This window comes from Priestia koreensis, from assembly GCF_022646885.1.
Classification (GTDB): Bacteria; Bacillota; Bacilli; order Bacillales; family Bacillaceae_H; genus Bacillus_AG; species Bacillus_AG koreensis_A.
On sequence record NZ_CP061868.1, the window covers coordinates 622,906 to 641,396 of the forward strand.

The 18,491-nt window shown below is 40.1% G+C and carries 17 protein-coding genes; 9 read left to right on the forward strand and 8 right to left on the reverse strand.

Features of this window, described 5'->3' with window-relative positions:
- The first annotated feature begins 6 nt into the window (after positions 1-6).
- From thiD to IE339_RS03140, 3 genes are all read left to right on the forward strand, one after another.
- Positions 7-822: a bifunctional hydroxymethylpyrimidine kinase/phosphomethylpyrimidine kinase gene (gene thiD, locus IE339_RS03130; protein ID WP_242173457.1), complete on the forward strand. Its 816-nt coding sequence runs from the start codon at positions 7-9 to the stop codon at positions 820-822.
- Positions 823-1,397: 575 nt separating this feature from the next.
- Positions 1,398-3,158: an ABC transporter ATP-binding protein gene (locus tag IE339_RS03135; RefSeq protein ID WP_242173460.1), complete on the forward strand. Its 1,761-nt coding sequence runs from the start codon at positions 1,398-1,400 to the stop codon at positions 3,156-3,158.
- Positions 3,155-5,164 (forward strand): ABC transporter ATP-binding protein, encoded by a 2,010-nt coding sequence (locus tag IE339_RS03140; RefSeq protein ID WP_242173462.1) that lies wholly within the window; start codon positions 3,155-3,157, stop codon positions 5,162-5,164. The genes IE339_RS03135 and IE339_RS03140 overlap by 4 nt, the downstream gene beginning before the upstream one ends.
- A gap of 33 nt (positions 5,165-5,197) precedes the next feature.
- Here the strand turns inward: IE339_RS03140 and IE339_RS03145 are convergent, their stop codons facing one another.
- Positions 5,198-5,818, reverse strand: coding sequence for an NAD(P)-dependent oxidoreductase (locus IE339_RS03145; RefSeq protein ID WP_242173464.1), 621 nt, complete (start codon positions 5,816-5,818; stop codon positions 5,198-5,200).
- A gap of 243 nt (positions 5,819-6,061) precedes the next feature.
- On the opposite strand from IE339_RS03145, the gene IE339_RS03150 reads away from it, so the two are divergent.
- The 4 genes from IE339_RS03150 (at position 6,062) to IE339_RS03165 (ending at position 9,777) form a co-directional block, all read left to right on the forward strand.
- Positions 6,062-7,306 (forward strand): hemolysin family protein, encoded by a 1,245-nt coding sequence (locus IE339_RS03150; RefSeq protein ID WP_242173466.1) that lies wholly within the window; start codon positions 6,062-6,064, stop codon positions 7,304-7,306.
- A gap of 227 nt (positions 7,307-7,533) precedes the next feature.
- The gene (locus tag IE339_RS03155; RefSeq protein WP_242173470.1) at positions 7,534-8,331 is read left to right on the forward strand and encodes an amino acid ABC transporter substrate-binding protein; all 798 of its coding nucleotides are present in this window, start codon (positions 7,534-7,536) and stop codon (positions 8,329-8,331) included.
- Positions 8,315-9,019: an amino acid ABC transporter permease gene (locus IE339_RS03160; protein ID WP_242176094.1), complete on the forward strand. Its 705-nt coding sequence runs from the start codon at positions 8,315-8,317 to the stop codon at positions 9,017-9,019. Before IE339_RS03155 ends, IE339_RS03160 begins: the two co-directional genes overlap by 17 nt.
- A 20-nt stretch (positions 9,020-9,039) precedes the next feature.
- Positions 9,040-9,777: an amino acid ABC transporter ATP-binding protein gene (locus tag IE339_RS03165; protein WP_242173472.1), complete on the forward strand. Its 738-nt coding sequence runs from the start codon at positions 9,040-9,042 to the stop codon at positions 9,775-9,777.
- 129 nt (positions 9,778-9,906) lie between these two features.
- Here IE339_RS03165 and IE339_RS03170 read toward each other — a convergent pair whose 3' ends face one another.
- On the reverse strand, positions 9,907-10,101 hold the full coding sequence (locus IE339_RS03170) for an alpha/beta-type small acid-soluble spore protein (RefSeq protein ID WP_053400714.1): 195 nt from the start codon (positions 10,099-10,101) through the stop codon (positions 9,907-9,909).
- A gap of 294 nt (positions 10,102-10,395) precedes the next feature.
- Between IE339_RS03170 and IE339_RS03175 the strand changes: the two genes are divergently transcribed.
- Positions 10,396-10,626 carry a hypothetical protein gene (locus IE339_RS03175; RefSeq protein ID WP_242173475.1) on the forward strand — a complete coding sequence of 77 codons (231 nt, stop codon included), beginning with the start codon at positions 10,396-10,398 and terminating at the stop codon, positions 10,624-10,626.
- A gap of 88 nt (positions 10,627-10,714) precedes the next feature.
- Here IE339_RS03175 and IE339_RS03180 read toward each other — a convergent pair whose 3' ends face one another.
- The 6 genes from IE339_RS03180 to IE339_RS03205 all read right to left on the reverse strand — a co-directional run bounded on the left by IE339_RS03180 (position 10,715) and on the right by IE339_RS03205 (position 17,936).
- The gene (locus tag IE339_RS03180; protein WP_242173477.1) at positions 10,715-11,824 is read right to left on the reverse strand and encodes an ABC transporter ATP-binding protein; all 1,110 of its coding nucleotides are present in this window, start codon (positions 11,822-11,824) and stop codon (positions 10,715-10,717) included.
- A 128-nt stretch (positions 11,825-11,952) separates the two neighbouring features.
- The gene (locus IE339_RS03185; RefSeq protein WP_242173479.1) at positions 11,953-12,849 is read right to left on the reverse strand and encodes a PucR family transcriptional regulator; all 897 of its coding nucleotides are present in this window, start codon (positions 12,847-12,849) and stop codon (positions 11,953-11,955) included.
- 82 nt (positions 12,850-12,931) lie between these two features.
- Positions 12,932-14,119: a YheC/YheD family endospore coat-associated protein gene (locus IE339_RS03190; protein WP_242173481.1), complete on the reverse strand. Its 1,188-nt coding sequence runs from the start codon at positions 14,117-14,119 to the stop codon at positions 12,932-12,934.
- Positions 14,116-15,465, reverse strand: a complete 1,350-nt coding sequence (locus IE339_RS03195; RefSeq protein WP_242173483.1) for a YheC/YheD family endospore coat-associated protein — start codon at positions 15,463-15,465, stop codon at positions 14,116-14,118. The genes IE339_RS03190 and IE339_RS03195 overlap by 4 nt, the downstream gene beginning before the upstream one ends.
- A 6-nt stretch (positions 15,466-15,471) precedes the next feature.
- Positions 15,472-16,554: a YheC/YheD family endospore coat-associated protein gene (locus IE339_RS03200; RefSeq protein WP_242173485.1), complete on the reverse strand. Its 1,083-nt coding sequence runs from the start codon at positions 16,552-16,554 to the stop codon at positions 15,472-15,474.
- A 29-nt stretch (positions 16,555-16,583) separates the two neighbouring features.
- Positions 16,584-17,936: a YheC/YheD family endospore coat-associated protein gene (locus IE339_RS03205; protein ID WP_242173487.1), complete on the reverse strand. Its 1,353-nt coding sequence runs from the start codon at positions 17,934-17,936 to the stop codon at positions 16,584-16,586.
- Between the two features lie 198 nt (positions 17,937-18,134).
- On the opposite strand from IE339_RS03205, the gene IE339_RS03210 reads away from it, so the two are divergent.
- Entirely contained in the window at positions 18,135-18,488 is a 354-nt protein-coding gene (locus IE339_RS03210; RefSeq protein WP_242173488.1) for a YlbF/YmcA family competence regulator, read from the forward strand.
- Positions 18,489-18,491 lie beyond the last annotated feature (3 nt).

The window sequence follows — 18,491 nt, forward strand, 5'->3', positions numbered from 1 at the left end:
ATATTAATGATTGCAAAGGCATTGACAATTGCAGGATCAGATAGCGGCGGTGGAGCCGGAATTCAGGCTGATTTAAAAACATTTCAAGAGCGCCATGTATTTGGAATGTCTGCGATTACGGCCGTTACGGCCCAAAATACGCTAGGTGTACAAGGGGTACATCCTTTAAGTATTGAAGGAATTGAGCAACAAATTGACTCTATCGCAACAGATTTATATCCGGATGCAGTGAAAACGGGTATGCTATTTAGTTCTGAAATTACGAGAGCTGTAGCTGATAAAATGAAGCATTACGGCTTTAAAAACATCGTTGTTGATCCAGTGATGATCGCCAAAGGAGGATCTCCACTTCTACAAGAGGAAGCCGTTGAGCAGGTAAAAGCATCACTTTTACCGATTGCGTCGGTCATTACGCCAAACCTTCCAGAAGCGGAAGTGCTCACAGGAATGAAAATTAATGATTTAAATGATCGAAAAGAGGCGGCAAAAGTGCTTCATTCACTTGGCGTACATTCTGTTGTTATTAAGGGCGGACACGGTGAAGAACAACATAAAATTGTGGATCTGCTGTTTAACGGTCGCGATTTTATTGAAATTGATCACCAAAGGTTAGAAACGAAGCATACGCATGGAACGGGCTGTACGTTTGCTGCGTGTGTAACGGCAGAACTAGCTAAAGGAAGTTCTATTGAAAAAGCGGTTGAAACAGCATCCGAATTTGTGCACTATGCCATCAAGCATACGCTAGAAATTGGTGGAGGACACGGCCCTACCAACCATTGGGCTTTTCGTACCTATGATCAGAAAGTGGTCAGATCGTAGTCAATAATTGTTCACGCGAATAAATGGTGACAAAAATAGAGGCAACCCTCGAAAAGTGGGTGCCTCTATTTTTATGTAAAAGCTTGACGCTATTGATTTATAGTAACAGAAACAATAAATATCGTTTCGGGAACAGAGGTTACTTCTCGATAAACACTTTGAAAAAACAAATTGACAAAATATTAGTAAAATTGGTAAGATAGTAGTTGGAAAAAATATGAATTTAAAGGAGGGAACGTCATGCACAAGGTAATGATTCAAACGGTGGTAGAAAAGGACGATTTATATGACGTGACCGCAATTCATTATTCCATTTAACTTGAGTATTAATTGGAGATGAACAGCACAAGTCACGTATATCGTGGCATGTGCTTTTTTATTTGAAGGCATATTGCTGTGGCAATATGCCTTTTTTCTTTTGGGTGCATTTTGTGCCGATTTTAGCGGTGCAAATTGACATAAAAAATTGAGAGCATGGGAGGAAGTAGCAATGATGAGAAATGGCGTGAAAATGTTAAAGGAAATTGTGGAGACAGGTGATGGCTAGTACGTAGACAAGAGAGGAGAAGGATACAATGTTTTCAGTTTTAAAGAAATTAGGATGGTTTTTTAGGCAACATTGGAAAAGGTATGTCGTTGCGATTATTTTACTAATTATCGCAGGAGTGGTAGATGTTATTCCACCAAAGTTCATTGGGATGGCCATTGACGAAATTCAAGCGGGATCGTTAAGTGATGGAACGCTCTGGCGCTACATGAGTATACTAGGAGCCCTTGCGGCTGTGAGTTATATTATCACCTATGTGTGGATGTATCAGCTATTCGGTGGTTCGTTTCTTGTCGAACGACTACTGCGAAAAAGATTTATGAAGCACTTATTAAAAATGACGCCTACCTTTTACGAAAAAAATCGTACAGGTGATTTAATGGCGCGAGCAACGAACGATTTAAAGGCGATTTCAACGACAGCAGGATTTGGGATTATGACAATGGTCGATTCAAGTGCCTTTATGTTAACCATTTTATTTACGATGGGATTTTTAATTAGCTGGAAGCTAACCTTTGCAGCGCTTCTTCCGCTTCCAATTATGGCTTTAATGATGAATATATTCGGAAAACGAATTCATGAACGCTTTACGGTTGCCCAAGACGCTTTTGGTGTAATGAATGACAAAGTGTTAGAGTCAGTGTCTGGTGTAAGGGTTATTCGTGCTTATGTGCAAGAAGAAGCAGACGAACACCGATTTGATCAACTAACAGAGGATATTTACAAAAAGAATATGGAAGTGGCTAAAATTGATGCGTTATTTGAGCCAACAATTAAAATTCTCGTTGGGATGAGTTATTTAATTGGATTAGGCTACGGGGCGTATCTTGTTTTTCATAGTGAAATTACCCTCGGTGAACTTGTATCGTTTAACGTATATCTTGGGATGATGATTTGGCCAATGTTTGCAATTGGAGAATTAATTAACGTCATGCAACGTGGTAATGCGTCTCTAGATCGCGTAAACGAAACGCTCTCTTACAAGGCAGATGTGGAAAATGCGACGTCGTTAGCAGCTATTTCAGAGCCTGGAGTTCTTCAATTCAATGACGTCACGTTTCAGTATCCATCTTCTTCGATTCCAAATTTAAAGCAGCTAACATTTACGTTAAATAAAGGCCAAACCATCGGAATCGTAGGTAAAACGGGAAGTGGGAAAACAACAATTATTAAACAGTTATTAAGACAATATCCGCTTGGTGAGGGTGAAATTTCGATTTCAAATGTGGATATGAGAAAGATTGCTATTGAAGATATTCAAGGATGGATTGGCTACGTTCCACAGGATCATATTCTTTTCTCAAAAACGGTCAGAGAAAATATTGCCTTTGCAAATAAAGAAGCAAGCGCTGAGGAAGTTGACAAAGCAATTGATTTAGCAGCATTTCGTCAAGATATTGAGCATTTACAAGACGGGTTAAATACGCTTGTTGGAGAAAAAGGAGTAGCGCTATCCGGAGGACAAAAACAACGTATATCCATTGCACGGGCGCTTTTAGCAAACCCAGAAATTTTAATTTTAGATGATGCTCTATCTGCCGTGGATGCTAAAACGGAATCAGCCATTATTGAAAATATTCGTGCTGAACGTGAAGGCAAAACGACCTTCATTGTTACACACCGACTTTCAGCGGTCGAACATGCAGACGTTATTTTAGTTATGGATGAAGGGGAAGTCATTGAACGTGGAAATCACCAAGAACTCGTGAAAAAAGGTGGATGGTACGCGGAGCAATATGATCGCCAACAATTAAGAGGAATTGAACCAGAAAGCGGGGTGATCGCATGAGCGTAGGAAAACGACTCGTTCAATATGCGTTATCATCTAAAAAAATTATTATCATTGCCTTGTTCATGTTAACCATTGCGGTAGCAACGGAGCTTGCAGGACCATTTATCGCAAAGAAAATGATTGATTCACACATATTAGGCATTGAGAAAACGTGGTACGAAACAACAGAGGATGAAGGCTCTGTGTTTTACAAAGGGAAATGGTATGAACGTTCAGATCGTGCTAGTGAAAAAGGTACGCCGAAGCAAGTATTGCTTGTTGGAAGAAGCTATTACTTTTTACAATCCCCTATCACTTTTGACGGAGAACGTTCTTATAAGGGGGAGCAAGTCGTCATAAAAAAACGTGATCAAACGGCTTCTTATGATGCGACAAAGCTTACAACATCTCAGCTTTTTACCTTTTACAAGCCAGAAGTGAAACCTCTCATTGTATTAATGGGCATATACTTTTTGATGCTTGCTATTTCATCTGTTTTTCAATACGGACAGCATTACTATCTGCAAATGTCATCAAACAGCATCATACGAAAAATGAGAAAGGACGTTTTTCATCATATTCAGAAGCTGCCTATTTCATATTTTGATCATCTTCCAGCAGGGAAGGTTGTAGCGCGAATCACGAATGATACAGAAGCTATTCGAGAATTATATGTGACGTTTTTAGCGACGTTTTTCTCTAGCACCATCTATATCATTGGTATTTTTATTGCCCTTGCGATATTGGATGTAAAGCTCGCGATGATTTGTATGGTCATTGTACCAATATTAGGGCTATGGATGTACATTTACCGAAAATACGCGTCCAAGTATAATCACGTCATTCGTGCTCGTGTCAGTGATATTAATGGGATGGTTAATGAATCGATTCAGGGTATGACGATTATTCAAGCATTTCGTCGTCAGAAAGAAACGATGGGTGAATTCGCGCAGTTAAACAACGAGCATTTTACGTATCAAAATAAATTATTAAACCTTAATTCCTTAACGTCGCACAACTTAGTAAATGTGCTGCGTAACTTAGCTTTTGTGCTGTTGATTTGGTATTTTGGTGGGGCTTCTCTAAGAGCAGAGAGCATTTTATCTATGGGAGTTCTGTATGCCTTTGTTGATTATTTAAACCGCTTATTCCAACCGATTACGGGAATGGTAAATCAGCTAGCGCTGCTTGAGCAAGCACGCGTAGCGGCAGAACGCGTATTTGAGCTACTCGATGAAAAAGAAGAGGAATTTGTGACGCCAACGCTTCCTCGTTATGAAGGAAATGTAGAGTTTCAGGACGTATCTTTTGCCTATAAAGAAGAGGAATATGTGTTAAAGAACATTTCGTTTCAAGCAAATCAGGGAGAAACGGTGGCGCTTGTTGGACATACGGGTTCAGGTAAAAGTTCGATTATTAACTTATTGTTCCGCTATTACGATATTCAGAAGGGCCGTATTGTAATTGATGGAAAAGATGTGGCTCACATGTCAAAACAGGATTTGCGAAAACATATGGCTATTGTGTTGCAGGATCCATTTCTGTTCACAGGTACAATCGCAAGCAACGTTAGCTTAGAAGACGAACACATTTCACGTGAGCAAGTGGAAAAAGCATTGCGAGACGTTGGAGCTGAGGAGTTATTGAAGCATTTGCCGAAGGGCTTTGATGAACCAGTGATTGAAAAAGGAAGTACCCTCTCGTCCGGACAGCGACAATTGATTTCGTTTGCAAGAGCCTTAGCTTTTAATCCGGCCATTCTCGTATTAGATGAAGCAACCGCAAATATTGATACGGAAACAGAGGCTGTGATTCAAAAAGCATTAGAGATTGTTAAGCAAGGGCGAACGACGTTTGTCATTGCTCACAGATTATCAACGATTCAAAATGCCGATCAAATTCTCGTGTTAGATAAAGGGCAAATCGTTGAGCGCGGCAATCATGAAGAATTAATGGCACAGGGCGGGAAATATCATCACATGTATCAATTACAAAAAGGTCATTCTGATCGTTCAGCTAGCTAAGGAAAAGCACCTCATTTATAATGGGGTGCTTTTTCAATAGGAAAGACCTACCCGTGATTGAATAAATGAAGAATCATGGAGCTGCTTATAAGCAAAGTCAGCCGTATCTCCTACGGTAATTTTCACTCCACCTTCAGGCAGAACGTCTTTTTCAAAACGATATGTCCCTGTGCGTTCCCCATCAGGTAAATAAGTGGGGCACACAATCGTCCAATGGAGATCAGACTCTTGAAGCATTAAATAAGCTTTTAAATGATCTTCAGCGGCTCTTGTGGAACGTCGCTTTGATTCTGAAGACTGAAATCGGTAAAGATGCGGTTCAGTACGCGACTGTAAAATTCCCGCAGTTCCGATTGTAATCAGTCGCTTTACATCATGCTGCTTCATGGACTCAATAATTAAAGGCATTGTTTCAGACAGTACGTTTTCTCCGTCTGTATTGAGTGCACTAATGACGACGTCTGCGTTTTTAATTGTCTTTATTAAATCCAATTTATTAAGGGCATTCCCCTCTATTAACGTTAAATGAGGATGATTTCCCTCCGTTACGTTTGACGAATCGCGAACCAGTGCTTTTACACGATGCTCTGATAATGCTAGTGATAAAATATCGGAACCAACTCGACCAGTGGCACCTAACAATGCAATATTCATTTCTTTTCACCTCACGATATTCAGTATAAAAGGTTTGAATGAGGAAGTAAAAAATAAGGGGTTGCATGAAACGATTCTTTACGGAATATGTTGGTATAAGATGGATATTCCTTTTTGATGGACTATTTTCCTTTCGTCTTACGGAGTGATGGTACCTAACAAAATGATTTAACAAATCATTGATTTTTGATATGATAAATAAAAACTGAATATTCAAACAAAAAATAGGAGAGTGAACGATTCTTGGGAGATCTGCCGCTGAGTCAAATGATGGTTGTGCTGTTTATGGTTGGAGTAGCTTTTGGTGTTTCTTTTGTAGAAGCTGCCATGAAGAAAACATCTAAAGTCCGGTTAAAAAACTTTCTTGATGATCAACCTTTTCAAAAGAAACAGTCCGTCTATATCTTACAGCACTTTGACCGTGTACATGCTAGTACGGTCATTAGCAAAAATGTTCTCACGATTATTGTTATTTCTCTATCCGCCTCTATATTTATCCATTTTTTGGGGGAGTCGATCGGGGTACTTGTAAGCGTATTATGTATGATGGCGTTCGTTCTTTTTTTTCTAGAGGCACTACCTGCTATTGTGGTAGGGAAGCGAGCAGAAAAAACAGTCGTTGCTCTGTCGACTATTATCATTAGCACGAATATTGTTTTTTTACCCGTTACATATTGTTTTTCAATTCTTCATCGCTTCTTTTCGAAAGGAGTCGTTTTACCTTCTGTGACAGAGCAGGAGATTAAGGTTCTGGTGGATATCAGTGAAGAAGAAGGAATTATCGATAATCGTGAAAAAGAACTCGTGCATCGTTCCTTGGAGTTTGATGAAATTTTAGTCGGAGAAATCTTAACTCCTCGAACAGATGTCATTGCGGTAGAAATCAGTCAGCCGCTAGAAGAAATTCGCGATCTCTTTTTAGAGCAGCGATATTCTCGAATTCCTGTGTATCAGGATCATATTGATAACATTATTGGCATTTTATCGGAGCGAGAATTTTTGAGTGAGCTCGTGAAGGGGAATAACGTAGAGATTTCTTCATTGGTTCGTCAGCCTATTTATGTAGTGGAGTCGATGAAAATTTCCGTGTTATTACCGGAGCTACAGCAAAATAAAGTTCATCTTGCAGTCGTAGTGGATGAGTTTGGTGGCACATCAGGTATTGTGACTTTAGAAGATATATTAGAGGAGATTGTCGGTGAAATTTGGGATGAGCACGACGAAGCAGTGAAGAACGTTCATCGAATTGACGAGCATAATTATCAGTTTAATGCGGAGTTATCGTTAGATGAGTTTGTAAAAATGTTAAATATTACGCAACCAGAGAGCTCTTATCATACGCTTGGTGGATGGGTGTTTGAACAGTTTGAGCGAATACCACTAAAAGGAGAACGATTTCAATATGAAGACATGGTGCTGACTGTTGATCATGTAGAAAATAGAAGAATTAGGAAAGTGTTAGTGAAAATCATGAATCCGAATTTCTGAGAGGACAAACGTTTTGGCTTTAAAAAACGGACCGTAAAAAAGCCGTTCGAAATCATTTCGAACGGCTTTTCTATGTGTGAAATTACATCCTAAAAAATAAACATGAGATCTTTTTTAAAAGGACATACTAAAGGAAATCTTTCTTGTTGACTTTTTGTCGTTTCTCAATTATATTTCACAAGGTCGAGGTTTTAATATTCCTATCAGATTAATGGGGGTTTTCAACAATGAAAAAGTTACTATCAATGCTGGTTGTAATCAGTAGTTTAGTGCTTGTATTAGCAGCTTGTGGTACAAGTGATAAATCTGATAATGCCGGTGCAGATCTATACAAAGAAGTGAAAAAGTCAGGAGAATTAAAAATTGGTACAGAAGGTACATATCCTCCTTTCACTTTTAATAAAGGCGGGAAATTAACAGGATTTGACGTTGATATTGCCCGCGAAGTAGCAAAACGCTTAGGTGTAAAACCTGTGTTTGTTCAAACGCAGTGGGACAGCCTGTTTGCAGGATTAAATGCTAAACGTTTTGACGTAATTGCCAACGAAGTTGGAATTCGAAAGGATCGCCAAAAGAAATATGATTTCTCAGATCCGTACATTTCTTCAGCTGCCGTACTTGTAACGGCGAAAAACAACAAGGACATCAAAGATTTTAAAGACTTAAAAGGCAAAAAAGCGGCGCAGTCTCTAACAAGTAACTACCGTAAAATTGCCGAAGACAACGGTGCAGACATTGTCGGGATCGAAGGCTTAACGCAATCAATGGACTTAATTACACAAGGACGTGTAGATGCAACGGTAAATGATAAGCTAGCGATTTTAGATTATTTAAACCGTAAGCCTAATTCAGCAGTTAAAATTGTGAAAGAAGAAAAAGATTCTGCCGAAAGCGCGTTTTTATTCCGTAAAGACAGCGACAAGCTTGTTAAAGAAGTAAACAAAGCATTAGCAGATATGAAAAAAGACGGCACATACGACAAGATTTCGAAGAAATGGTTTGGCGAAGATGTTTCTCCTAAATAATATTTTCCAAGACCCAGAACAATTAAGCAATTCTTGGGCAATTGCAAAAGACTCCCTCGGGCCAATGCTCGAGGGTGCTATTAAAAATACGATCCCGTTAGCAATTCTTTCGTTTATTTTTGGGATCATTTTAGCCGTCTTAACAGCTTTAGCCAGAATGTCGTCTAGTAAAATATTGCGAGGAATCGCCCGTGTGTATGTGTCAATTATTCGAGGAACGCCGTTACTCGTACAGTTGTCACTTATTTTTTTCGCTTTGCCACAGTTGGGTATCAAAATTGACCCATTTCCAGCTGCTGTTATTGGGTTTTCTCTTAATGTAGGAGCTTACGCTTCAGAGATCATTAGGGGATCAATTCAATCGATTCCTCAAGGCCAGTGGGAAGCAGCTCAGTCGGTTGGGATGTCTTATTGGCAAACGTTACGACGAATTATTTTTCCTCAGGCAGCTAGAGTATCTCTACCACCTTTATCGAATACGTTTATTAGCTTGGTCAAGGATACGTCTCTAGCATCCGTGATCTTAGTGTCAGAAATGTTTCGAAAAGCACAAGAGATTGCAGCTGTTACCTATGAATTTCTGCTTTTATACGGAGAAGCAGCCCTCATTTATTGGGTTCTTTGCTTCGTTTTATCGCTTATTCAAGGTTCACTTGAGAATAGATTTGGCCGTTACTTAGCGAAATAAATGGACAAGGAGTTTTCACAATGATTTCGATTCAAGGACTGCATAAGTCATTTGGTGAGTTAGAAGTGTTAAAGGGAATGAATTTAGAGATTCCCAAAGGAAAAGTGGTCGTTCTCATTGGTCCTTCAGGCTCCGGGAAAACGACCTTTCTTCGCTGCTTAAACGTGCTTGAAACACCGACAAATGGTCGAGTGACAATCGGTGAAAAAACACTAGATTTCGATCGTAAAACGAATAAGCGTGAAGTTGCAGCCTTTAGAAGATTAACAGGTATGGTGTTTCAAAACTATAACCTATTTCCCCATAAAACGGCTCTTGAGAATGTAATTGAAGGACCTGTTATTGTAAAAGGAGAGTCCGCTTCAAAGGCAAAAGAAAAAGGGAAGATTCTTCTAGAGAAAGTAGGGCTAGGAGATAAAGTTGATTTTTATCCATCACAGCTTTCAGGTGGTCAACAACAACGTGTGGGAATTGCACGCGCACTGGCTATGGAGCCGGAGGTTATGCTGTTTGATGAACCTACATCAGCCCTAGATCCTGAGTTAGTTGGTGATGTGTTGAAGGTTATGAAAGACTTAGCTGAAGAAGGCATGACGATGGTGGTCGTAACACACGAAATGCGTTTTGCAAAAGATGTTGCTGATGAAGTGATATTTATGGATCAGGGCGTAATCGTGGAACGAGGCGCACCAAGTGAATTCTTCGCAAATCCAAAAGAAGAGCGCACGCGTCGCTTTTTAAATATTTTGGAGCAATAGTACGCCACTAAACCGTAGTATTCAAAAAGGAATGCTACGGTTTTCTGTATTATTTTTATCAAAGGTAAGCACTCTAAGCAGAGTGCTTAGAGTGCTGAATCCATAGCATATAAAGTTATGAAATAATGCTTATTTGTAGCTTCCGCCAAGGTGTTGTTGAGCTGATTGAACTAGGCGTTTTGTGATTTCTCCACCAACTGAACCGTTAGCGCGAGCTGTTGTGTCAGCACCTAATTGTACGCCGAATTCGCGTGCAATTTCATACTTCATTTGATCAAGAGCTGCTTCTGCACCTGGTACTACTAATTTGTTTGTGTTTGCCATACTAAGTCATCTCCTTGTTAAATTAAGTATTTTTTTGGTTGGGCTAGTTGGATTTGCACCAACGATGTAGAAGGTTCTACTGCCAAGCTTGGCTTAACCCAGTAATTTTAAGAAGTAACCTTGGTGGTGTATTAGTAGTATGAGAAAGTTTGAAAAAAGTATTCGTTGATTATTGTTAGTAATTTTTGGTAATTTAATTCCGGAGGTTTAAGATAGTACACAGGGGTTTTATCGATAAAAACTTTCCCTTCATCGCATATTAAAAGTAAGTGAAAAAGAGGATGGGGTGATTCGATGAACATGTGTCCACTGTGCAACGGATTTTCTACGGGCTATTACGTTTGCTCAACTTGTGGAAGCGAAGAAAAAGATCTGGGGAGAGTAGCGGACTACTTAGATGACTATAGCGCTTACGTTGAATTTGACGTTTCCGATCAAATGATGAATCAAAAGGGACATTACTGTTCACATATGTTTTATTGTGAGACATGTGGAAACGAAGAGGTGCAGTCCATTCAGGCATAGAAAAAAGCTAAGAGAGTGCTCTCTTAGCTTTTTTTCCTTGTCAGTATATCTCATTATATATGGTAAAAAGTTTGTAGGCTTTTACGTATTATTCTTTTTCAGAACGAATGCGGCTTTCTGTTTGTGCATCAAAGAAATGTGCTTTGTTTAAATCTAGTGCTAGGTCTAATTTCTGACCTGGTTTTACTTCAGAGCGAGCATCAACACGTGCTACGAAATCTTGGCCGTTGATTTGTGCATATACCATTGTTTCTGCACCCATCAGCTCAGCAACGTCAACCGTTACCGTTACTTTTGTTCCAGCAGAAGATTCAATGAATAAAGGCTCATCGTGGAAATCTTCTGGACGAATACCAAGAATAATTTCTTTTCCTACATATCCTTGGTCACGTAGAACTTTCATTTTTCCTTCTGGAACGCTGACAGATACGTCACCAAGTTGAAGAGTACCATCTTTTAATGTTCCAGTGAAGAAGTTCATTGCTGGTGAACCGATAAATCCACCTACGAATACGTTCTCAGGCTTTTCGTACACTTCTTTTGGTGCACCTACCTGTTGGATAACGCCATCCTTCATAACAACTAGACGAGTTGCCATTGTCATTGCTTCTGTTTGGTCATGGGTAACGTAAATCGTTGTTGTTTGTAAGCGTTGGTGAAGCTTGGCAATTTCAGAGCGCATTTGAACACGAAGTTTCGCATCTAAGTTTGATAACGGCTCATCCATTAAGAATACTTTTGCATCACGTACGATCGCGCGTCCTAAAGCTACACGCTGACGCTGACCGCCTGAAAGTGCCTTTGGTTTACGCTCAAGGTATGGCTCTAATCCTAAAATACGCGCTGCATCTTTTACACGACGTTCAATTTCATCTTTTGGGAATTTGCGTAGTTTTAAACCAAAAGCCATGTTATCGTATACCGTCATATGAGGATATAGCGCATAGTTTTGGAATACCATGGCGATGTCGCGATCTTTAGGTGCAACATCATTCACGCGTTTTCCATCGATAAAGAAATCTCCTTTTGAAATTTCTTCAAGTCCTGCAATCATGCGAAGCGTAGTCGATTTCCCACACCCTGATGGACCAACAAACACGATAAATTCTTTATCTTGAATATGTAGATTAAAATCGTCTACAGCGGTTACTTTATTATCATAAATTTTATAAATATTATCTAGTTTCAACTCTGCCATTCTGACCATCCCCCTTAAGTTTGAAAACGTTTTCGTTGATGTGTTAATCATATCGTTTTTTGAAAATACAGTAAATGTGAAACATGCCTAAAAAAAGAAGGGATGGTTTGTGCACAATGACGAATGGCTTATAGTCGCTGAATGGACATGATGGCTAAGTACGCAGTAATCGCTTCCGAGAAGCGTTTGATATCCAATCCTGTTCGTGATATAAAGCGATCGATGCGGTATTGCAAGCTGTTGCGATGCATATATAGCGTCTTAGCAGTGAGAGAAACGTTCATGTTACATTCTAGAAATGTTTTAATGGTATGGATCATCTCTTCATCTTCTGCAATAAAGTCAATCACACGAGACAGCTGCTCTTTTAACAGAGGAGAAGCTTCCTGCAGTAAGAGAAAAGGAAGAAGCTTGTTCATACTAAACACTCGCTGTGTGCTAAACCATTCCTTTGACTGCATGAACCATTTTTTTTCTTGTTGAAAAAATTGTCCTGCTAAAAAGGGGAGCTTGTAGGCCTGTCCCTCAAAAAACTGCATAGAGGATCCAAAGTCGCTGGTCAGCACGTCAATGACATCACTAATGCTGTGTACAGGGTCATCAGGTTCTTTTAATTTTTCAATTAAAACGCCCCCCACACTGCTTTCCCAAAGAATCACCACATCTGTGTGATAAAGGCCAGAAAGAGCTTGCTCAAACTCCAGCTGATCTTGGATCGGACTTTTAAACGAAAAGTGAATAAATCGTATACCAGAGAAACTAGTGGTGTCCTTCAGTAACTGATTGGGTTGGTCAAACAACAGTATTTTCCACTGCTGCTGTTCTTTCGACAGGTGCTGATCGGCAACTTGGAATTCAGGTAAAAAAATACGGAGTAGCGCTTCTTGTTCTGCCGATAATGAAGAAGCTTCAATGCCAATATAGGGACTTGTACCGTTTGTGAACCATTTATAAGTGTGAGTATCAAATGGATGAGTAGCTGTGATGAGCTTATCTCCGAATAACTCTTGTAACTGTGTAATCATCACATGCTCCTTTCTGACAATTTCATTTTCATTATTTTATCATATATCACAAACATCCCTACGCAATGAAGTCGTAGGGATGTTAAGGTGAAAATCCAGTCAGTTCGCAAAAAAGGTTATATAAATTTCGTGAGCCAGATTCCTGAATAGCTTCTTCATCAAAAATCATCGGCTTTGCGTTCGCTTCCAGTACGTAGTAGTGATTATGAAGGGAAGGAACAATGTCTAAAGAAAACTCACCAATCAGATTGTAACCCTTTGAGAGCGCTTCTCCTGAAGCCTGTGCGATCTGCTGAAGCATGGGAATATCAACGTGTTTTTGAACTTGATCGATCGACAGAATTTGACCGCCGTTTATAACGTGAGTCGTTAACGGCTGTGCGAGAGACTGGCGAATTCCAATGCCACTGACAATATATTGATCGTGTGATTTGTGAGCGAGCAAACGAATGTCAAAACGATTTCCGTTATATGTCTGACTTTCAATTCCCTCCTGTAAGATGAGGTGACCTTCATAACCTGTTAATGTATCCTTTGCTAATTCTAATAGAGTAGGAAATGATTTCGTTCTATAGTGATTTTGATAGGTAATCGCTCCGTCTTTTGTGCGAGTTAGTGAAGCAATGCCTCGACCTTTACTACTGTGGATAGGTTTAATATACACGTAATGATAATCTTCTAGCATCGATTTTAAATCGTCAAAGCCTTGAAATAAAGTCGTATAAGGCACGTGTCTTCGTAGAAACGGATGCTCGGAAAACAATTGATGAACATCCCACTTTGAAAAGAAGCGTTCATTTATAATGGGAATTTGCTGTTTTTTTAGCTGTGTAAGCCGCTGTTGAAAGAGCAATGTTTGTTCCTTTTTGCGATTTGGATAGCGGTTGTATATGATGTCTGGAAACGGTAAAATCGCTGGTTCCCATTGTGATAGTCCACTGTTATAAATAAGGCCTTCAATAAAGGAATTTGTTACGTTGTTTAAAGAGAAAAGCACAAGCAAGCCGCCGTGCTTTTGAACAATTTGATGCAAAGATAGGATGTTTTGATGCGGTTGGTCGTTCATACGATTCAGCACAGATGGACTCGTTAAGACACCAATAAGAGGACCTATTTTATTGTATGCGGTATTCTTTACTCGAAAGCCGCAAGTGGAGGAGTTGTTAGCTGAATATGAAATCTCTTTGTTTTCCTGCCCCCATACAAAAGACGCCTGATCTGTTTGATGAAACCATCGACCTGAGACGCTGTCGAAGTAGATCATCGTCATGTATAGAGAACCTCAGGCTCCTGAATGCTTTTTTCAGCAAGGTGCTTTGCGTAGGCTAGAAACAACTGCTGAGTTCGTACGTCTTCGTGATGAAGCTTCGGGTGTGAGAAGATAGATCTTCCAGGCTTAGAGTTTGCTTCAAAGAGCCAAACGTTTCCACGATCATCAATTCCAAAGTCAAAGCCAATTTCACCGATCAATTCTTCCATGCGACTTTCTAGCACCGAGCTTATTAAGAGAGACGCGGTTTGAAGCTTTGCCATTATTTCTTTGACTTTCGATGCCGATGCAAAAAGTTCATCAAGCGTTTGAACAATTCCCCCGTTCTTCAAATGAGTGGTCACGCTCCCTCGGCCTGAAAGCTTGGCGGCCACTGCCGTCATTTCCCAGATTCCACTTTCATTTTTATTTGTATGGACGCGGAAATCAACTTTTCGTTCGTGGCGACGAATCAGGGAAATTCCTTGTTGAATCAGATAATCTTTCAGAGTCAAATCACTTAAAATATGGGAGGCAAGGGTATCGAATTGATAGAACGTTCGCTGCATGTTTTCTGTCCCCAGTCGATATTGACAATCATAGCGATTTTCCTGTGAGTCATAGCCGATTTGAATAATTCCTTTGCCAAGACTTCCGTTTACTGGTTTCAAAAACACGGTTTGATGACGGTGGATCAGGTCTCTAATTTCATCAAAGGAAGGTGCATATAGTGTTTCAGGCAAATAGGTCTGAACGCTTTGTTCTTGTTGCAGAAGCTGATAAATACTCCATTTATTAAAAAATCCAGGATTGAACCATGGAATTAAGTATTCCTTTTGAAGTCGTTCTTTTACTAGCTTGAACGTTTCGTATTGTTCAACGCGTCTATTTGGGAGACGATCATAGACGACGTGTGGAAACGGAATTAGTTGCTGGCTCCAACCCTTTTCGGTATAAAAATAGCCGTTAATCGTTCCATTTTCCCAGTTAATATGATGGGTGCCAAATAAAAAGGCGCTTCCTCCTGTTGATTTAACGTGTGATAAAAGCTTCGCAAAAAACAACGAACGACCACCAATAGGGCGTAACAAGGATCCTGTGAATCCTGCTGAAAAAATACCAACAAGCGGCCCAATGTGAAGAGTTTCTTCATGAGAGAAGAGATGAACCTTTTCCATTTGTGGAAGCAATAATTTCGTTGCTAGCGAAGAGGACACGCTTATTTCGTCTTTTTCGCCGTTATAAAAGGAGCAGCAAAGACAGTTTCCTCCAAAAGAGATATGAGAAAACAGGGTGTTTATTTCACGTGGAAGATAAACCATATCTTGTTCGTGTTCAAAAATTGAGAGACGAAATAAAGTCGTCATAGAGAACTACTCCTTATTTACAGTCGTTTTTGAATTGGCGAGATGCTTGCAATATAAAATAGGTGCCTCGTATAAGCGATCTTCTGATTCGGGTTGGGTATGAAGAATGGTTTTGCGTCCTGGCTTTGAATTAATGTCGAGTAGCCATACACCCCCGTCGTGTGAGGTGCAAATATCGACGCCAAGTTCAAAGAGGGACGGTACCTTTTTTTCCAAGCTCGCAGGAAGCAGTCGGCAAATACTTTCTAATTCTTCTTCAATAAACAGTCGTTTGCGAGGAGGGAGCTTTGCTGACCATTCTGAAAAGGTTACAATTTCACCACCAGCACTGACGTTTGTGACGAGAGAACGATCTCCGCCCATTCGAATGCCTTTGCCCACTTGCCCCCATTCTCCGTTTTCATTTTTCTGAAGCAATACCCGAATATCAAACGGACGGCCCTTTTGATTATGAATGTGGAAATAGGGCTGAACGAGGTAAGGCTGATGGAGAACCACTCTTGTTAACCAAGTTCGAAGGTGTTCTGGTCGATCAAATTGTTTTTTCACCGCTTCATAACCTTTGTGGTAATGAGCACACAATCCGCTTCTCTCTATTGTTAAGGCAATAATTCCGTTTCCTTGTGATCCGTTACATGGCTTAATTAAAATACGCCGCTTTTTCATCAGTAGCTCCATCACGTCTTTCGCTGAATGGACGAGCGTTGTTTCAGGCAAGTAAGGGGAGATATCACCATCCTCCTGAAGAGACTGGTGAACCGTCCATTTATCAGGCAGTCCATAGCCTAAGAACGTTAAGTCATGACGTTTTTTTAACCATTCTACGATTGGGCGTGCTCGTTTTGATAAGGAATCGTTTTTATAAAAGCAGCGATCATAAATGAAAGATGGGAGCGGAAATTCGCAGGAAATCCACTCATCGGTATCAACATCATATTTTTCACCGTTTACTAGCTCTGTTTGTGGATGAATACAAAACGGAGTAAAACGGTAATAGGTAACGTCATGTTTGGAAGCAAATCTTCCAATGTTTGTTGCGTAGGTATTTTCTTGATTTTTGTGGATGGTTAAAAAACCTAAAGTAATCATGAATGAACCACTCCTTTAGCAGTGAGGCGTTAACAATCAGATGCTTGAAAGAGGTAAAGGCAATATTCAAGCAGAGCTTTTGTAGAAGGTCTCACTTTATTTGCATCTTGATAAAGTTGCTTTGAAGGCTTCGTATTCACTTCAATAATCCATGGATGGCCTTCTTGATCAAGTGCTAGATCAATGCCGAACTCCCCGAAGATCTTGGACTGATTGGTGCTTAGCTCCTGACAAATATCGAGCGCTAGCTCTCTCATTAAGAGGAGTAAGTGAAGCGCTGTTTTGTCGTCATAGAGGTCTTTTAGTAGCTGTAAGGCTTTTATCTGAGCCCCACCCTGAGCTAGGTTTGAGACAAAGGTGTGTTCCGAGGAGATTCTAGCAACGCTCGACGTTACTTTCCATAGTCCTTGCTTATTTCGATGACAAAGAAGTCGGAAATCAAACGGTCTTCCATGTTGATCTGCTTTTAACTCAATGGCTTCTTGAACGATGAAGCCTTGTTTTTTTAGGTGATGATAGAGTGCATGAAATAGGTCATAGAAGGATGCATACTCTTTGTTCAGCGTTTGGTTAAAGGTCGTATAATCTAAAAAGTATGAATGATCTTTTTGAGAAACTTTGAAGATATTTCGCCCTTGGCTTCCATGTATCGGTTTAATAAAGACGGTAGGATGGTTCGCTAGAACATCAATGAGCGTATCTTTTGAGGATAATTGATAGGTTTTAGGCAAATGAGGATGCAAGTGAACGACGGTAGAGAGTCCTTCGTACACTTCCCATTTGTTTAAGTAGTGACCGTTAAAATAGGGAATCTGCTGTTCTTCAAGCACATGAACAAATTGCTTGAAGTCCTCGCTGCGTTCTCGCTTTCTCGAATGAATACGATTGTGCACAATATGAGGGCGGGGAACAAGCGCTAACTCCCAGTTACCTTCTTCTGTGCATACATAACCTTGCCATTCTTCAGATCCCTGCTTTGAACTGTCCGTTGTACAAACGTAAAAAAAGATTCCTTCATGTTGACAGTAGTGAAAAAACTCTTCACAAAAAGCATGAATTGACCCAAAATAAGGGCTCTCTTCTTGGGTATATACTTCGGTTAAGATGGTGATAACAGGAGCAACAATAAGTTCGCCGTCATAAACCGAGAACAATAGGTATTGCTTTTGCACCGGTAAATGAAATTGTTTCAGGAGCGTAGATGAGCATTTCATTTGTAGGGTCTTTGCTTCAAAAGCTTCGATGGTAAGCGACGTTGCTTCAGCTCCACAGCGTATAAGCGCTTTTTCCACGTTACCGAGGTGCTCCAGAAGCTTTTTGCTGACAAAAGCTTTGGAGATATGTGCATCAATAGGGTCTACTAATACTTTCAACATCGTCATGATAAAGTCCCCGCTTTTTTAATCTAGGCAGATGCTGATATATCGTATGTTGAGTTGGGCGTAGATGTGAATCTATCCGGTCATAAGAGTGATCTTCTTTTCTTTTAGTGTTATTAGTGTGCGTTCACTTGAATAGTTTGTTATAGTGGTACTTATGGAGACAGAAGAAGTCTTACTATGGAGAAGGAGGTCATTGTCATGGCTGTAAATGTATATGACGTAGCATACGATCTAGAGAAAGCGGTACGTGCAAGCGAAGAGTATAGCAATCTAAAGCAAGCATATCAAGAGGTAGAAGCAGATAGTTCTGCGAAGGAACTATTTGATAAGTTCCGCAACATTCAACTTGAATTACAACAAAAACAAATGTCCGGTCAAGAGATCTCTCAACAAGAGGTAGAACAGGCACAGCAAACTGTTGCATTCGTTCAGCAAAATCCAAAAATTGCAAAATTGATGGAATCTGAACAACGCATGAGTACGCTTATTGCTGAGGTAAACAAAATTGTGATGAAGCCGCTAGAAGACATCTACGGAACGGTTCAACAGTAAGAG

Excerpts from the sequence above, each read along its gene's own strand:
- IE339_RS03155 (WP_242173470.1), top strand. The coding sequence starts at position 7,534 with ATGAAAAAGTTACTATCAATGCTGGTTGTAATCAGTAGTTTAGTGCTT.
- IE339_RS03180 (WP_242173477.1), bottom strand. The coding sequence starts at position 11,824 with ATGGCAGAGTTGAAACTAGATAATATTTATAAAATTTATGATAATAAA.
- IE339_RS03145 (WP_242173464.1), bottom strand. The coding sequence starts at position 5,818 with ATGAATATTGCATTGTTAGGTGCCACTGGTCGAGTTGGTTCCGATATT.
- IE339_RS03140 (WP_242173462.1), top strand. The coding sequence starts at position 3,155 with ATGAGCGTAGGAAAACGACTCGTTCAATATGCGTTATCATCTAAAAAA.
- IE339_RS03190 (WP_242173481.1), bottom strand. The coding sequence starts at position 14,119 with ATGACGATGATCTACTTCGACAGCGTCTCAGGTCGATGGTTTCATCAA.
- IE339_RS03200 (WP_242173485.1), bottom strand. The coding sequence starts at position 16,554 with ATGATTACTTTAGGTTTTTTAACCATCCACAAAAATCAAGAAAATACC.
- IE339_RS03205 (WP_242173487.1), bottom strand. The coding sequence starts at position 17,936 with ATGACGATGTTGAAAGTATTAGTAGACCCTATTGATGCACATATCTCC.
- thiD (WP_242173457.1), top strand. The coding sequence starts at position 7 with ATGATTGCAAAGGCATTGACAATTGCAGGATCAGATAGCGGCGGTGGA.
- IE339_RS03185 (WP_242173479.1), bottom strand. The coding sequence starts at position 12,849 with ATGATTACACAGTTACAAGAGTTATTCGGAGATAAGCTCATCACAGCT.
- IE339_RS03135 (WP_242173460.1), top strand. The coding sequence starts at position 1,398 with ATGTTTTCAGTTTTAAAGAAATTAGGATGGTTTTTTAGGCAACATTGG.
- IE339_RS03195 (WP_242173483.1), bottom strand. The coding sequence starts at position 15,465 with ATGACGACTTTATTTCGTCTCTCAATTTTTGAACACGAACAAGATATG.
- IE339_RS03210 (WP_242173488.1), top strand. The coding sequence starts at position 18,135 with ATGGCTGTAAATGTATATGACGTAGCATACGATCTAGAGAAAGCGGTA.
- IE339_RS03170 (WP_053400714.1), bottom strand. The coding sequence starts at position 10,101 with ATGGCAAACACAAACAAATTAGTAGTACCAGGTGCAGAAGCAGCTCTT.
- IE339_RS03165 (WP_242173472.1), top strand. The coding sequence starts at position 9,040 with ATGATTTCGATTCAAGGACTGCATAAGTCATTTGGTGAGTTAGAAGTG.
- IE339_RS03160 (WP_242176094.1), top strand. The coding sequence starts at position 8,315 with ATGTTTCTCCTAAATAATATTTTCCAAGACCCAGAACAATTAAGCAAT.
- IE339_RS03175 (WP_242173475.1), top strand. The coding sequence starts at position 10,396 with ATGAACATGTGTCCACTGTGCAACGGATTTTCTACGGGCTATTACGTT.